Origin of the sequence: Bacteroides sp. AM54-2NS, from assembly GCF_003602935.1 — a bacterium.
Lineage (GTDB): Bacteria > Bacteroidota > Bacteroidia > Bacteroidales > Bacteroidaceae > Bacteroides > Bacteroides xylanisolvens.
Window position 1 is genome coordinate 1 of sequence record NZ_QTMZ01000057.1, and the last position, 15,683, is coordinate 15,683.

Annotated in this window: 16 protein-coding genes and 3 pseudogenes; 11 read left to right on the forward strand and 8 right to left on the reverse strand. The window is 43.1% G+C overall.

Annotated features, from left to right (window positions below):
* The first annotated feature begins 676 nt into the window (after positions 1-676).
* From DXA05_RS22645 to DXA05_RS22665, 5 genes are all read left to right on the forward strand, one after another.
* Positions 677-988 (forward strand): DUF2958 domain-containing protein, encoded by a 312-nt coding sequence (locus DXA05_RS22645; protein WP_005868826.1) that lies wholly within the window; start codon positions 677-679, stop codon positions 986-988.
* 73 nt (positions 989-1,061) lie between these two features.
* Complete coding sequence (locus DXA05_RS22650; protein WP_005868824.1) at positions 1,062-1,298, forward strand: hypothetical protein; 237 nt, start codon at positions 1,062-1,064, stop codon at positions 1,296-1,298.
* Between the two features lie 13 nt (positions 1,299-1,311).
* The gene (locus DXA05_RS22655; protein WP_005868823.1) at positions 1,312-1,560 is read left to right on the forward strand and encodes a hypothetical protein; all 249 of its coding nucleotides are present in this window, start codon (positions 1,312-1,314) and stop codon (positions 1,558-1,560) included.
* A gap of 43 nt (positions 1,561-1,603) precedes the next feature.
* Entirely contained in the window at positions 1,604-2,041 is a 438-nt protein-coding gene (locus tag DXA05_RS22660) for a hypothetical protein (RefSeq protein WP_005868821.1), read from the forward strand.
* A gap of 266 nt (positions 2,042-2,307) precedes the next feature.
* Positions 2,308-2,817, forward strand: coding sequence for a hypothetical protein (locus DXA05_RS22665; protein WP_007569216.1), 510 nt, complete (start codon positions 2,308-2,310; stop codon positions 2,815-2,817).
* Positions 2,818-2,832: 15 nt separating this feature from the next.
* Here DXA05_RS22665 and DXA05_RS22670 read toward each other — a convergent pair whose 3' ends face one another.
* From DXA05_RS22670 to DXA05_RS22690, 5 genes are all read right to left on the reverse strand, one after another.
* The gene (locus DXA05_RS22670; protein WP_007569214.1) at positions 2,833-3,120 is read right to left on the reverse strand and encodes a hypothetical protein; all 288 of its coding nucleotides are present in this window, start codon (positions 3,118-3,120) and stop codon (positions 2,833-2,835) included.
* Between the two features lie 110 nt (positions 3,121-3,230).
* Positions 3,231-4,757, reverse strand: a complete 1,527-nt coding sequence (locus DXA05_RS22675; RefSeq protein WP_005868817.1) for a type II toxin-antitoxin system HipA family toxin — start codon at positions 4,755-4,757, stop codon at positions 3,231-3,233.
* The gene (locus tag DXA05_RS22680; protein WP_005868815.1) at positions 4,747-5,067 is read right to left on the reverse strand and encodes a helix-turn-helix transcriptional regulator; all 321 of its coding nucleotides are present in this window, start codon (positions 5,065-5,067) and stop codon (positions 4,747-4,749) included. Before DXA05_RS22680 ends, DXA05_RS22675 begins: the two co-directional genes overlap by 11 nt.
* A 99-nt stretch (positions 5,068-5,166) precedes the next feature.
* On the reverse strand, positions 5,167-6,756 hold the full coding sequence (locus DXA05_RS22685) for a type II toxin-antitoxin system HipA family toxin (RefSeq protein ID WP_005868813.1): 1,590 nt from the start codon (positions 6,754-6,756) through the stop codon (positions 5,167-5,169).
* A complete protein-coding gene (locus DXA05_RS22690; protein WP_005868812.1) occupies positions 6,749-7,099 on the reverse strand; it encodes a helix-turn-helix domain-containing protein in 351 nt (116 codons plus the stop codon). Before DXA05_RS22690 ends, DXA05_RS22685 begins: the two co-directional genes overlap by 8 nt.
* Positions 7,100-7,228: 129 nt before the next feature.
* Between DXA05_RS22690 and DXA05_RS22695 the strand changes: the two are divergent.
* Both DXA05_RS22695 and DXA05_RS22700 read left to right on the forward strand, forming a co-directional pair.
* Positions 7,229-7,388 (forward strand): annotated as a pseudogene (locus DXA05_RS22695) (helix-turn-helix transcriptional regulator).
* A gap of 126 nt (positions 7,389-7,514) precedes the next feature.
* On the forward strand, positions 7,515-8,795 hold the full coding sequence (locus DXA05_RS22700) for an ATP-binding protein (RefSeq protein WP_005868811.1): 1,281 nt from the start codon (positions 7,515-7,517) through the stop codon (positions 8,793-8,795).
* 305 nt (positions 8,796-9,100) lie between these two features.
* On the opposite strand, the gene DXA05_RS22705 is transcribed toward DXA05_RS22700, so the two are convergent.
* Positions 9,101-10,159: a LuxR C-terminal-related transcriptional regulator gene (locus DXA05_RS22705; RefSeq protein WP_007564609.1), complete on the reverse strand. Its 1,059-nt coding sequence runs from the start codon at positions 10,157-10,159 to the stop codon at positions 9,101-9,103.
* A 304-nt stretch (positions 10,160-10,463) separates the two neighbouring features.
* Between DXA05_RS22705 and DXA05_RS22710 the strand changes: the two are divergent.
* The 3 genes and pseudogenes from DXA05_RS22710 (at position 10,464) to DXA05_RS22720 (ending at position 13,856) form a co-directional block, all read left to right on the forward strand.
* Positions 10,464-11,695 (forward strand): annotated as a pseudogene (locus DXA05_RS22710) (DUF3575 domain-containing protein).
* A pseudogene (locus tag DXA05_RS22715) lies at positions 11,692-12,611 on the forward strand (DUF5119 domain-containing protein). Before DXA05_RS22710 ends, DXA05_RS22715 begins: the two co-directional pseudogenes overlap by 4 nt.
* Before the next feature lie 108 nt (positions 12,612-12,719).
* Positions 12,720-13,856 carry a fimbrillin family protein gene (locus DXA05_RS22720; protein ID WP_181993396.1) on the forward strand — a complete coding sequence of 379 codons (1,137 nt, stop codon included), beginning with the start codon at positions 12,720-12,722 and terminating at the stop codon, positions 13,854-13,856.
* 188 nt (positions 13,857-14,044) lie between these two features.
* Here DXA05_RS22720 and DXA05_RS22725 read toward each other — a convergent pair whose 3' ends face one another.
* Together DXA05_RS22725 and DXA05_RS22730 are read right to left on the reverse strand one after the other, a co-directional pair.
* Positions 14,045-14,302 carry a hypothetical protein gene (locus tag DXA05_RS22725; RefSeq protein ID WP_005648607.1) on the reverse strand — a complete coding sequence of 86 codons (258 nt, stop codon included), beginning with the start codon at positions 14,300-14,302 and terminating at the stop codon, positions 14,045-14,047.
* Positions 14,303-14,306: 4 nt separating this feature from the next.
* The gene (locus DXA05_RS22730) at positions 14,307-15,065 is read right to left on the reverse strand and encodes a ParA family protein (protein ID WP_128859656.1); all 759 of its coding nucleotides are present in this window, start codon (positions 15,063-15,065) and stop codon (positions 14,307-14,309) included.
* 286 nt (positions 15,066-15,351) lie between these two features.
* Between DXA05_RS22730 and DXA05_RS22735 the strand changes: the two genes are divergently transcribed.
* On the forward strand, positions 15,352-15,681 hold the full coding sequence (locus DXA05_RS22735; RefSeq protein WP_007564632.1) for a hypothetical protein: 330 nt from the start codon (positions 15,352-15,354) through the stop codon (positions 15,679-15,681).
* The last annotated feature ends 2 nt before the right edge of the window (positions 15,682-15,683 follow it).

Here is a 15,683-nt window from a genome sequence, read left to right on the forward strand (position 1 = left end):
AAATCTTCCATGGTCCATTGATGTGACATAACAATTGAGCTTTTTTACTTTGATTACAAAAGTAATATCACATTTTTAGAATGAAAGGGGGAGTTTATCGAATGCTTACATTTTTTTGTTTAATTAATATTATATTCTCCAAAATAAATGTTTTGGCGTATTATATGTTTAATAACCAATAAATTAGATAACTGTTTGATTTTGATTATAGTTGGATTTATATTGATATGGCGAAATACTTGGCTATTATATATCAATGTGAATAATGTTGGATTTTATTCTTCTTTTATTTCCGTACTGCCCTTTTCCTTGTTTTCTGCCTCCCCTAATGTACGTTTTTTCATAGCCCCGTCTGAGAGCCTTTGTTTTTGAACGGCAAATTTATTTCGGTGGATGGATACGAAAGAGTTCCGGTCTTCGCCCTTTGTACCGAAAAAATAACGCCGGACGGCTTCGCTGTCCCCAACATTTTTTGTCGTCCAAAACTTTTCTCAATCCCTCCTTCCTTCTTGTTGTGTGCCGTAAAAAAAAGGCTTATAAACTCAGATGGGGCATGAAAGCTCAAAAAAAAAGTCGGCAGAAAGAAAAGGTCATCCCGGAAAGGGGTTTTAAAAAAAGGTCTTTAAATCTAGCTGAAGCATAAAATTAGAAGTTTAACCCTTTAAAAATGTGACATATGATTACAGTGACGGAACAACTAAAGAATGTGTTTGAAGCCAACCCTTTGTACTCAAAAGAGGGGCAGGGGCTTAATGCGGAAGTCATCGCAAGGTTTTTCCTTCCTTTTTCTTCGGTGGTATGGTTGGTAACGGAAGCCGAACAGCAGGAAGACGGTGACTGGCTTTTTTTCGGTTATTGCCATATTCAAGAATGGGAATGGGGTTATGTGCTTCTTTCTCAAATTCAAGAGGTGAATGTTCGTGGGTTGACCGTGCAGCTGGATAAAGGACTGAAAACCGGTATAACGGTAAAAGCTTGCCTGAATTGATTAGAGAATAAACGGAGAGGGAACAACCCCTTTCCGCTTTCCAACCGGAATATTGAACTTAAAAACGGAAGTTATGGTTTACGAGACGAATTGCACGGAAATAACACAGGACAAATGGCGTGAGCTGATGAAGTACGGTAGAAAATGCTCCTATCGGCTGCTTACGGCGAGAATCAAGCGGGAATTGCCGGAATTATACCATGCGCTGGCTCTCCAGTTCTATAATCCTTATGCGGAACAGTGCAGGCAGACACCCACACATTATATATTGGTTCATTCGGCCATTGAATATTTTATCAGAAAACAATAAAGGACAAATGGTTATGAAAACAAAAAAGGTTGATAAAAAGAAAACGCTGGCTTATGCGGTGGCATTTTACTTTACGGATGTTTCCGTAAAGTTCATGATGGGGAATGCGATGTATGAGTATGTACATACCGTTTATGACAGGCGGTATGATAACGGTGGCTTTAATACGCTTGCCGTAGTCTATAATTACAAGAGGATGAAGTACGAGGTATTGGTCGTATCGGACGAGAAGGTAGGTGATAAGGAGATTCATATATTATAAGTTTCACAAACAGGGCTTTTGCCATATAAAAACGGCTTTTGAGATGAAAAAGTTATCGGCTTATACGGTTGCATCCAACTGCACCGACTTGACGGATATACGTGACGGCATCGCTGAAATACATGAAGCGATGAAGACTTGCGTTGAATCCGGGAAACATATCCCTTCATTCTATGTTTCCCGGTTGGCCAAACTGGAAACTAAAAAGAAGAAACTGGAGAAACGGACGCAGGTACACATGACCGTCACCATCCGTTTCTTTATAGATGATGATACCCTTACAATGGCAGTCAGGCATTGCCTTTTCTTCAAGCTGGAACCGACTCGGCAGAATGTGATGAAAGCCATCCGTGATGCGGTTCTTAATAACGGACGTTCCATTCTTGACTTTCCGGAAGCATGGGGAGAAGATCTTATGGATGTGTCTTTCTTTGATGTGGAGAATGCCATGAAGAAGCTGCGTTCCTCATTCGGCCTATAAACTTCATTGCATATTTTTCCGAAAGTAAAGTAACCGTTGGATTTTTGGCCAGCGGTTCTTTTTTCAAAAAAGAACCAAAACTTTGAATACAATCTTTTTTCATCTTCTAACTTATGTATTCGGAAAAAATTCCATGGCATTCAGAAAAGGGATGATAGCGGTTTGGGGATTATAGGGTAGATTTGTGGGGTAAGCTTACAGAGACAGTTTTTATAGGCAGGTTCCGAAAAGCCTTTGAGAGAGTAGGAGAACATGAGTTATAATATATGGCTATAAGTATAAATGATAGACAATTGATTACACAATTTATTACTAATACTCAGAATTTGAATGTTAATTTACCTACAAATGGTGGAGGGTGTGCTAATTTAGTTAGAGGAATTATAGAACAGGCAACAGGAAAAAGAATTTCAGTTAATCCTTTTGGAGCTTCTTTAGAAAGTATGATACAAAAAATAAATACCTATCATGATTTAGCTAAATGTAATAATGGAGATATATTATATTTTGTGCATCTTCCTAATGCTGCTGTAAATTTACATCAAACTATTCATTATGCAATTTTTTGTAATGTTAATAATGCTGGTGTACAGAAAAATGTTATTGGGATAAATGGATTAGCAGATCTTTCTTTTTCTCCCACAGCTTATCATGGTGTTGTAGCATCTGTAATATCTCCGGGTAATTTTAATGGAGTAGGGCAGGTGATATATGATACTGTAGCATTCCCTAATATTCTTGGTGAATTGTATGTTATTGATTATGAATTGATATAGGAATAAGTTTCTTCGTTATTTTATGGCGTACAGTAGTATAGAAATAGAAAAAAACTGAAAATTGAATAGTAAATTTGTTTGCTCCATGTTACGTTTATTACCGCTTGTAATCGGGCTTTGCGCAGACTTTATGTCCTGAAGGCTTTTTAGTACCCCTTCCATTTGGAAGATTTTGACAGCAGCGATGAAGGTGGTGGAGGATATATCCGGCTGGAGGCTTTTCAGTGTGTTCTCCGATGGCTGATATCCTCTCATCTTCAGTTCCAGAATGGTATTGAAGTCATCATTTCGCATAGCCTTCATGAAAGCCTCCTCTTGTTCGTTGGCAATGTCCGGATTTGGATCGTATGCAGTTGCTTGCCGAACAAGAACAGACTTTTTATTAATGTAATAGTGTCGCTATTCGTCTGTTTTTATCTTCTAGCTAAAGGCAGTAACAACCGTTCCACAAGTTCTTTCTTGTTCTCAACGGGCATCTTGTTTCTGCCTTTGGCAATGACTTCAGCAGCCAAATCGCTTTTACGCCCGGCAATGTATTTCTGTCGCTTTCCGTTTATGAAGGCCTCGATACGGAAATCATGCCGGGTGTTTTCGATGATGTTGATTTCTGATACCAAAAAGCCATCCTCTGTCTCGTAGGGTTCGACAATGGTGGGCAGGTAGTGTTTCATGGTTTTCCCTATGATCGGAGATACCAAACCGGAAAGATGCTCTTCGATGCGGTCTTTCCAATAGTCATCGATTTGATGATTGGTGGCATAATCGTAAAAATGGCTGATGGCAAGGCTGACTTCTTCGATTATCCTTTTCGCATTCTTTATTCCGTTCTGTTTGGCAAATTGCATCAGGTCATCTTCCGTGATGTCGTTATCTTTTCCTGCAATGCTCATGGAGTGTGCGTTTTCGTATGCCGCACCGTCCAAATTGGTGGTGAATGTCATGTCGTAGGCTGGGGTGATGTGCCATGTGCCGTTTCTTTCCATCAGGAAAGAGAAATTCTTGATGTGGTCATCCACATTGCCGCCCATGATATTGAATACCGTCCTACGGTAGAGTTCGGACTGTTCGCTTGCCGGGATGTTCAGTTTTCGGCAGACTTCAAACAAATCCTCATAGCTCGTTGCATCCGGATTCATGGCAGCAAGTGTCTGTGTATGTATCTTCTCTCCGTTTATCCTATCGTAACGCTCCGTCAGGAAGTGATGTTTTCCCTCAATTTGAATGAGTCGGGAAGGCATCATCGTAATCCCGGCTTCCTTTGCCATCTCATAATATACCATTTCCATTTGCGTGAACGGAAAATCGTCCCCTTCTGCAAACTTCAATATGTAGTAGGTATAGCCCTCCGGTAAAGGGACTTGGCCGGAACGTATATCATGTGTCGTTTCATTGATGGCGATGATGGCTTTCGGGTGCTGCCCTCCGGCTGATGTACCTATCTCATAGATACTTTGCAGTTGCAGTGCTTCGTCATCTTGCACGGATATTTCCTCCCGTTCCTCAAAGATACGGCGTGCCAGTTGGTATAAACTCTCTATCTGGAGAGTGGAAGAGGATTCCAATCCAGGAGTGGCCGGGATGAACTCAAAGGCTCCCATTCCCCGTTTCCCGATGAAAGACAGTTTATCTACCGGTGTGAGTTTGCGCTTGGGGATATGGTTTTGTGCCGCCCATTGGTCGAAGACCATGTTACCCCACCGATCAGGCAATGAATCTGCCAAAAACGGTGGGAGACCTTGATAAGTCTTTTCTTTGTTTCCGAGTATGGGCATACCCTTTGCCGCCGGTCCTTTGACAGAAGCGGTCAGTGGGGCGATTTCCACTCCTTTCTTGATGAAATCCGGATGATAGTTGAAGACGGCTCTTTTGTTTCTTTCGTCCCAATAGAGCTTTCCGACTTCTTCTCCCCATAACATAACACTCACAACATTATTTTCCATGTCTTATCCTTTTCGGCTTTTTATTCATTATTCGTTCCATTGTATAGGCTGAAACAGGTATTTCCGGCATCAGATCATCCATCTGTTCCAGACAGTCCACTACTCGTAACAGGGCAAGAAAGTTGCCCATATTGATGTTATAGGCCTTCCCGTTCTCAAACTGGCGTAAGGTGATAAGGCTGACACCGGCTTTCTCGGCAGCCTCTTTTTGGGTGAGCCTATAGGTTAGCCTGTATTCCTTAAATCGTCTGCCCAGTTCCACTATGATTTCCGGATTGGCCATGGCTTGGGTGATGTGATTCGTTGTCATTTTACAAAGGTAAATATATTAATTGTTAAATCAAAATATGATATATAACAATTAATATATTTACTGTTATATTGAATTGTGCGCGATGTAGTTTGTGTGCTAATCCCCCAATTCCATGCTACGTTTATTGCCGCCTGTAATCGGGCTTTGCGCGGGTTTTATGTCCTGAAGGCTTTTTAGCATCCCTTCCATTTGGAAGATTTTGGCGGCAGCGATGAAGGTGGTGGCGGATACATCCGGCTGGAGGCTTTTCAGTGTGTTCTCCGATGGCTGATATCCTCTCATCTTCAGTTTCAGAATGGTATTGAAGTCATCATTTCGCATAGCCTTCATGAAAGCCTGCTCTTGTTCGTTGGCAATGTCCGGCATATGGATCGTATGCAGTTGCTTGCCGAACAAGAGCAGGTTTTCTCCGATAAAATCGGCGTGTTCCGGCTTGACCCCGCAATCCTTGGCAGTCTCATGCCAATGCGATACGGTTTCCTGTATCTCTTCGATAATCTGTTTGTGTTTCCGGATACCCATGTTCTCACCTACCTTTTGCAGATCTTCCATCGTGAAATTGTCTTGTTTGCCGTTGAGTGACAGCTGGTGGCGGTTCGTCCATTTGCCGCCCGGTGTGTATGAGTAGCAGAGGTCGTATGCTGGGGCCAGTTTCCACTTCCCTTGTCTATCCATCAGGAAAGATAAGTTCTTGCTATGGTCGTCATGGTTCCGGCTCATGACGTTGAACACCATTCTTCGGTATAGTTCCTCCTGCTCTGGATAAGGGAGGTTCATCTGCCGCATGATACGGAATATCTCTTCGTATGAATGGCGTTGGTCACGGTCATAGTGGGCAAGCCCGGCCAATGTCTGTACATGGATCTTCTCTCCGTCTTCCATACGGTCAAAACGTCGTGTCATAAAGTGATATGACTCTTTTTCCTGAAGTAACCGGCATTCCATCATATCGATACCGCAGGCTTTTGCCATCCGGTGATAGGCATATTCGATATTTCCTATTCCTTGTGGATTGTCCGTTATCTGCGTGTGTTCGCTGTATTTGCCGCCATCAAATTTCAACAGCCAATACCCGAATCCTTCAGGAGCTTTTACCTGTCCGGAGCGTACCTCTCCGGTAATATCGTTGTAGGCGATGATGGCCTTGGGCTTGGCACCTCCGGCAGATGTTCCCACTTTCAGTATATCCAGAATGTTTCTTCCTTCCTGGCGCAGTTGGACCTGAAAAGCCATTCTGTCCGTGAATACGGATTTGGCAAGCTCAGTCAGTTCCTCGATATGGAGCACTGATGATTCGTTCATGCCGTTGATTGGCGAGGACGGCTCAAACTCCAGTGCGCCCATGCCACGTTTGCCTACATAGCAAAGCCTGTCTAAAGGGGTAATCTCTTCTCCGGACAATCCCTTGCTGGCAAACCATTCATTGATGATCTGGTTTCCGAAAGTGTCCGGCAGTGAATCGGCAAACAGGCCGGGCAACCCCTTGAAACAGTCGGTACGGTTTTCAAGGAACCGGTAGGGGGTGTTCCTGTACTGGCTGATGGGCATGATGATGGGAGAAATGTCAAGACCGGAGCGGATGAACTTCCGTTCATAGTCGAACAAGGCGGCATTGCTTTCCTTTTCCCAATAGAGAGAGCCTACGCTTTCTCCCCATAGCTTTACATCTACTATCAAATCATTCATGGTTATCTTGTTTTAAATGGCGTACACGGTAGCGTTTCTTTCCTTGCAGTTTTTTGAGCTCTATCGGGCTGACCCGGATTTCCGGTACCAGTTGCTCCAGGTTCTCCAGCAGGCCGAGCGAGCGGAGTACGCTGATGAACAACAGCAGCGATACCGATTTGCCCTTCTCGATGTTCGCAACGGTCAAGGGGCTTACACCGGAAGCCGTTGCCAGTTCTTCCTGCGTGATATGCTGCCTGATACGTGTCTCTTTGATGCGCTGGCCGATTCTCATCAGCACAGCTGGATTGCTCATTTCATTCCACATGGTTGTTCCTTTTTTGCAAATATACAAATAATCCATGTAAATATATAGATTAACTTGAATATATGATGTTAATCTATATGAATACAATGATTATAGTTGCTTTATCGGCTGTTTTTTTCTTTGAACTAGGATGAAAACTGACTAAAATCACAATGTGTTGTGAATATGAAAGAGCTAGGAAAGATGATTAAAGAGTGCAGGAAGAGTTTGAAGGTCAATCAGCTGGAACTTCTCCGAACTGGCGGGCGTGGGCATCAATACGCTGGTGGCCATCGAGCGTGGAGAAGGCAATCCTAAATTGGCTACTGCTTTCCATTGGAGTTGATTAAAGTGCGGAAAAATGTATAAGATTGCTTCTATTATCTGTTTATTTTAGTATATTTGTGCTTTAAATAAGTGCGGATAAATGTATTATACGCTGTTTTTACATGTATAAAAATGCTGTTTGTAGATGAAAAGATTTGTTTTGCAACAACTTATAGAATGGAAAAACCGTGAGGATAGAAAACCTCTGATTTTAAATGGTGCCCGACAAGTTGGGAAAACATGGCTGCTCCATGAGTTTGCCAAACTTGAATACAAAAAAGAGGCTTATGTGGTATGCCGTAAGAATAACCTTGCACGCCAGCTTTTTTCTCAGGATTTCAATGTTGACAGAATTTTACGGGGGCTGCGTGCGATGACTTCCGTTGACATTACTCCGGGTGATACGCTTATTATCCTTGATGAGATACAAGATATCCCGGAAGCACTGGAATCTTTGAAGTATTTTAAAGAGGAGGTTCCGGAGTATCATATAGCTGTGGCAGGTTCACTTTTGGGGATATCCCTTCATCAGGATGTGTCTTATCCCGTAGGGAAGGTAAATGTCATCAATATATTTCCTATGAACTTTGAAGAGTTTCTTGTCGCCAAGGGAGAAGAAGAAGCTTGTAAATTGCTTATGAGTGGGGATTTTGAAACGATAAGCCTCCTGCATGACAAATATACGGATCTCCTTCGGCAATATTATTATGTAGGTGGTATGCCGGAAGTTGTACTCAAATATGTAGAAACGGATTCCTTGCTGGAAGTCAGAAGAATACAGTCGGAGATTTTGCAAGGCTATGATCTTGACTTCTCAAAACATGCGCCCAAAGAACAGGTTCCGCGTGTCCGAATGGTATGGAACAGCATTCCTTCCCAATTATTTAAAGAAAACAAGAAATTCATTTACGGAGCTTTGCGAAAAGGTGCCAGAGCCAATGATTTTGAGATGGCCATTCAATGGCTTGTAAATGCCGGGTTGTTGTATAAAGTGCCTCGATGTACCAAACCGGAGCTTCCGCTTGATATTTATGAAGACCTGTCGGCTTTCAAACTCTATATGGTTGATTTGGGGCTTATGGGTGCTATGGTCAAGACAGATCCGGCCCAAGTCTTGATTAAAAACGACATATTTAAGGAATACAAGGGAGGAATGACTGAACAGTATGTATTGCAGCAGATGAAAAGTAAGGGCGTGTCACCGATTTATTACCATAACACAGACAATTCGCGTCTTGAGTTGGATTTTGTTATTCAACGTAATGCCCAAATGGTGCCGATAGAAGTGAAGGCCGAAGGGAATGTCCGGGCCAATTCGTTGACAGCATTACTGGGAAAAAGACCGGAATTGCATGCGGAGAGATTTTCTATGTTGCCTTATAAAGTACAGGGTAATCTTACAAATTTTCCGCTATATGCAATATAGGTGTATCCTTTTCCCATGCCGGTCATACCGTTAGAACTGATTGATAAGTATGATGCGTATGTTGGCCGGTATGTCTATCTTTGTGGCAATGAAAACAGAGAGAGGATTGATTTACGCCTTGTTTTCCGGGACGGAAAGGAGATTGGCACGGATGATCTGAATCTGTATTATAATTGATGTGACGGCTTGGATGTCCCCCGGATGAATGTTCGGGGGATTCTTTTTCTTTTGGGCGTTCCTGTGGGACGGTCAGGCTTTCCGTTGCAAGTCCTCGCCTAAAGGCTGTGGGCTTTACTCTGCAATCCCTAACGCATGGCTGAAAAGTCCTCTTGCCGGTGTTCTTCTTCATACAGCCTCATGCGTTCTTGTAATGCTTCTTTTAAATTGTCGCTTTTTTTCAGTCCGAGTTTGGCACGTATGTTCGCTCGTTGGCTGGTTATGTTTCCGCTACTCCGATGTAATAATTCGCATATTTGGCTGACGGTCTTGTCTTGCAGTATTAAACGGCAGATGTTTAATTCGGACGGGGATAAATTGGGATATATTCTCCTGATTGTATCAAGTTTACTTTTTTCCTTTTTCTGGTATGCGGCAAGGGCTGTAAAAAGATTTTCTTTGGATTGTTCCCCTATTATGCTTAACAGGGAGCTTGTCTTTTCTTCCGGGTTATTCTCGCTTAACAACTCGGCGAACGCGAATAGTTCTTCCTTTTTCATTTGGAGACGTTTCAAAAGCATTTCCTCTTCCTCTTTTAGCAAGTTGCTACTTTTTAGCAAGCTGCTGATATTACTGTGTAAGGATCTTCCTAATAAGGGGATCATGGTGTATATGATGATGATCAAAGGCAGATAACTGTATAGGAACGGTTCGTCGGTGATAAGTGTGCAGATTGTATAGGAAGCTATGGTAAGGGAGGACAATAGGATGGAGATATTACTCATATAGGCACAGATGGAAAGCATGGTAAATAAGAGAGAGATACTAATGTTACTCATTATCAATGCTCTTTGATAACTATATTCATATCCGCTACATATTGAGCAATAAATTATTTCGATAAAAATCTCGATATGTATGGCTATCAGTATAATGGAAAAGGTCGTGGTCAGATTTACTCTCTTTTTAAAATAAGCGAGAGTGCACATAATGATAAACAGGAATAATACGCTGTTAATATAATAAAACTGTTCATTAGGAAATGGAACTGAATATATGTATATGGGTGCGCATAAGGCCAGCATGAGCAGGGATAGATGAAAGACACGTTTTTGTTGATACGTTATTATCATTTCTCTTTCTTTTTTGTCGTAAGTTTGAGTTTTTATTGAACTTAGAAAAGTAGCGGCTTTTGTGCTGATTTTCATGTGTTTTATTGTTTTAAGTGTTATTAAGTATAATGTTTCCTGCAAAAATAACTGTTTTTTTTTTTTTTTTTGTATGTTTAAGTACTTTTCTTTATGATGTTAAGTGTTTTTAATTGTTGTGTAAGCGTGATTGGCTGCTGTGGTAAGTGTTGTAGCTGTTGTGTGGTTGTCTTTTTAAGTATTTATAAGTTTAAAATACTTGTTTTTTGCTTTGGAGGTTGGTTTATAAGTGCATATCTTTAGCGGTTGAAATTCAGGGGGTGTAAAAGCCTGGGTTTGGATTGTCATATTAACAAATGATTAAATGACGAAAAGATGTTTTTTTTATATTAAATGTGTATTGTTCGTGCTCGTGTTGAGTATAAGCGGAGAAATATCCGCTCAGGAGAAGCGTGATTCGGTAAGGATCTATTTTCATCAAGGAAAGGTAAATATAGATACATGTTTACTTGACAATGGGAACGAGATGGAGCGGTTTGCTAAAATCTGTTCCGCATTGAACGACTCCGTCCGTCTTATCAGGAAAATTCAAATAATAGGAGGAGCTTCCCCGGAAGGAGGGGGGCTGTTGAATGGAAGGCTGTCTGAAAAACGAGCAGAGGTTTTGTGGCGGTATATATCACCTTATATAAAGATTCCGGTATTGGAGAAGGATTTTCATTTTTCGGGAAGTGACTGGAACGGACTTATAACGATGGTGAGAGCGGATGTGAATGTTCCGGAGAGGGAGGATGTCCTCGTTTGTTGGAGAAGATCGTACGTTTGGAAAACCAGGACAGCCCTTATTGGGGGGGAGAACTGAAAAGACTGAAAGGGGGGGAGGCCATACTCATATTTGTATAAATTCCATTTTCCGAACTTCGTTCGTCGATGGTGAAAATATGCTATGATAGTGATCCGATAAATCCCGTCAGAGATACGGTATATATACATACACGTGATACGTTGTGCATCCGTGATACCGTTACCGTCATAGCTCCGGTAAAGAAACGGCCGTTTTGCATGGCGGTGAAAACAAACTTGCTTTATGACGCTGTTTTGATACCTGACATCGGGGTTGAGTTCTGTTTGGGGAAGAACTGGTCTGTGGCCGGGAATTGGATGTATGCCTGGTGGAAAAGTGATCGGAAGCATAATTATTGGCGTATCTATGGGGGAGATGTGGAGTTGCGCCGCTGGTTCGGTCGGAGAGCGGTGGAAAAACCGTTTTCCGGGCATCATGTCGGATTGTACGGGCAGATCGTCACCTATGATTTCGAATTGGGTGGGAAAGGTTACTTGGGGGATAAATGGAGTTACGGGGGAGGCGTGGCTTACGGCTACTCGTTACCTGTGGGACATCGGTTCAATGTGGATTTCACGTTGGGAATCGGCTACCTTGGAGGATCGTACAAGGAGTACATCCCTTTGGACGGTCACTATGTATGGCAGACCACTAAAAACCGCCGCTGGTTCGGCCCGACCAAGGCGGGTATCTCTTTGGTGTGGTTGATCGGGCGGGGGAATTATAGCCGGAAGAAAGGAGGCAGGCAGTGATACGGATACGCTTTAGTCTGGTGTTCATATTTTTATGGATAGGACTGACGGCTTGTGAGCATAAGGATTTATGTTACGATCATCCGCACTTTGCCACGGTGCGGGTAATATTCGACTGGACCAAGATTTCCAATCATGACAAGCCTGAAGGCATGAGGTCGTATTTTATCCGACCGATGATGAAAGCAACACGTGGATATTTGATTTCCCCGGAGGAGAGGGGGGGGAAGTGGAGCTCCCCGAGAATGATTACCGGGTAATTTGCTTCAACTACGATACCGACGGGATGGTTTGGAAAGGAAACGGCAGTTACACGCTTTTTACTGCCGATACGCGTGATGTTCGGTCACCGGATAACCGGACAATGGCTGTCACCCCACCCTGGCTGTGTGGCGACCATATAGACGGAGTTATCCTCAAGGACATTCCGGGAGGAAGCGCGGAGATAGTACGGCTAACTCCCGTAAACATGGTATGTCACTACACGTATGAGGTGAACGGTCTTCGGGGACTGGATAGGGTGGCGGATTTGCGGGCCGCTCTTTCCGGCATGTCCGGCTCGCTTAACATGTCCGGCGACAGTTTGCCCGCCGGTCTTTCGGAGAGCCTGCTCTTTGATGGAATGGTTTCACGGAATCAGATTATAGGCGGATTCTATACGTTTGGACATTCCGCACTTGAAGGAGAGCCCAATGTTTTCCGGCTGTATCTCAAGAACCGTTCCGGCAGCATGTCTGTATTGGAACAGGACGTGAGCGACCAAGTGCATGATGTCCCGGTAGCGGGGCATGTCGGTGATGTGCATCTGGTGTTGAATTTTGATTATGAGGTACCATTCGAGCCGGGAAGTGACGGTGCGGGATTTGATGTGGACGTTGATGATTGGGATGATGTGAATGTGGATATAGTGTTATAAACGGATATTTGAGTTTTCAGTGCGGATTGGATGCCGGGTAAACGCTATGTCAACTATTAAGTAATCGAGTTTATTAATTATATGTATCAATTTAATTTATTTTTATTTATGAAAAAAAGTACAGTAATGCTTTGGGCAATCTTTGGAGCACTACTCATGGGTTGCTCAGACGAGGAGATTGCGAATGTGGAAACCTCCTCACGAAATGCGATTGGTTTTAACGTGTTAAGTAATGCGGCGGAAACGAGGGCTACCCCTACTACCAACACCAACTTGAAGAACACCGATTTCGACGTGTTCGCTTTTACGGCGGATGGTACTGCCTTCATGGGAAAGGTCGACACGGAATTTGGACATGACGGAGTGAATATCGTGTACAAAGATAATAAGTGGGATTATAAAAATGCGGGCGATCTTCGTTATTGGCCTACCGAGCCTTTGGACTTTTACGCGTTCAATCCCGGAACGGTTGATGAAGCCATGCAGTGGAGTTATATGTGGGAAGCCACCAAGGATACTCAAAAGATAACTTATTCCTGCTCCGATGAGTATGGATCTGGTATCAATGCTCATGAAAACTACGACGTGATGTATGCCATAGCCAAAGGCCAGACAAAAGACAAGAACAACGGAGTAGTGAAATTTAACTTCAAGCATATTCTGTCACAGGTCGTATTCAAAGCAAAGACCGAATACGATAACATGCAGGTGAATATAAAGGACATCAAGATTTTTAATGTAAAAATGGGCGGCGTCTACACATTGCCTGCGACAGCCGATGGAACGGGAAGTTGGGCTGTGGGTGATTGGCCTGAAAGCTCTACAGGAGGAGGTTTTATTACCGTAGTGCAAGGCAAATCCATCGAGGTCAATAGTAATACCACAGCTACCGATATTTCCGAAAAAACTCCTATGCTGAATATACCACAGAAGCTGACAGCATGGAAAGTTTCCGAAGAAGCCACCAATACCAAGATAAAAGCCGACGGTGCGCATCAATGTTACCTGTCGATCACCTGCAAAATCCAGCAGTCCGGAGGTTATCTGTTGGGTTCAGCAGATAGTTACGGAACAATTTATGTTCCGTTCGGAGATACATGGGTAGCGGGCAAGCGTCATATCTACACGTTGATTTTCGGTGGTGGTTATACTGATCAGGGAGAGGCTGTGTTGAATCCGATCCAGTTTAATGCAGAGACAACAGAATGGGTTGATGCAAATAGCAACGTAAACGTTAAACCTTAAACAAAAAGTTTATCAATATCGTACCCGTTGGCAGGTTAAACATACGCAAGATTAATCCCGCCAACGGGTTCTTTATAGGGAATCGCATTTTCAATATACTTTTTGATGTGTAGGGGTGCTTTTTGCGTACCTTTTTCCTGGAGAATTTCTTTTGTGGAGTGTTTGCCCTGTATATTCCCGATACGCTGTTATAGCAGGGAACTGTTTTTATCCAAGTAGTCAGATATAGCCTCTTGCAATACCGATTTTAGCGAATCGCCTTTGCGGATCGCGATCAGCTTTAAGTTCTGGTGATAGGTTTCGTCCATGACAAAATTACAATGCACGGTTTTCGCTTTCTTCGGCTTTTGAGCCTCTTTTTGCCCGGCCGTGGATTGGATCAGGCTGTCTAATCCCCCGGTCAGCCCGGCCGACATACTGTTTTTTAAATCGTTCTTCTTTGCCATATGGTTACTTTATTTCTGTTAGCAGTTCGTTACATACCTTTTCGTAGTCCTCTGCCCCGGCAGATTTGGGGGCATAGTGAAAAATATCCTGCCCTTGTGTCGGGGCTTCGGCCAGCGTAATGGCGTTGCGTATATGGGTGCTGAACACTTTGCCCTGGAATGTTTCCTGTACCAGTTCCGAAACGCTCTTGTTCAGGTTCTTTCTTCCGTCGTACTGGGTTATCAGAACCCCGGCTATCGAAAGATCCGAGTTCAAACGTTGCTGCACCTTGTGGACGACCTGCATAAGTTTGGCCATTCCACGCATTGCCAGGAATTGAGCCTGAACCGGGATAATCAACCGATCCGAGGCCGTCAGTGCGTTAAGCGTGAGCAGCGACAGCGAGGGGGGGCAGTCGATCAGGATATAATCGAATTTTTCCTTTTGGCCCTTGATAAGGTGGGCTAAGATAAGTTCCCGCCCGGCCTCGTTGATTAACTCCGTTTCAACGGCCGAGAGATCCAGGCAGGAGGGAACGACGCTAAGACCGCCCTTATGCTCGTAGATCGGCAGGTCGTATTCGCCTTTCATCGCACCGTAGATCGTTTGGGGAAGCTCCGCGGAGAAGCCCAGCGATTCGGTCAGGTTGGCTTGTCCGTCAAGGTCGATCAAAAGAACCTTGTACCCTTTTTGACGTAACGCGCCGCCCAGGTTGATCGTGGTTGTAGTCTTTCCTACTCCCCCTTTGTGATTCAATACGGAGATTACTTTTGCTTTGCTCATAAATTCAGTTTTTTAAATGGTTGTCATGTCCGCAAATATAGTCAAAAACTAATATACTAAAATACTAAAAGTAGTATTTTTCGTTTTTTGCGTGTTTTTTGTGCCGATCGGGGAAGCGTACCGAAATAAATCCGGTTTCCACCTTTCGGTACGTTTTGTTTCTGTACCGGAATTAATCAAAGATTAGAATAACCATAAATGTTTTTATACGTTAATCATACGTATGTATATATGTATATATTTGTTTTTGAGTATCTTTGTGTGCTATAAATAAAAAATAAAAGACATGAGCACTTATTCGTATAAAAATCCGAAGTTTATAAATTCCCCTAAAGGGATGGTTGAAGTTGTAGAAGTGATTTATGACGGCAAAGATGATCCGGCCTATTCACTGGCTATTATTAAATGGGAAAATACCTATAAATTAGGTATTCGTTGGAACATCGCTTATAGTGAATGGGACGATTACCGCAAACAGAACGGGCAAGATGAATGTATAGGTAATCCACAGTCGAGAGGTATTCCCACCTGGTTTGTTTTGCCCGATGATATGATGTTTAGTGAGAAGTTCAGCGGTGCGATGCAGAGGCTTGATGAATTAAGAAAAGGTAAATAAGT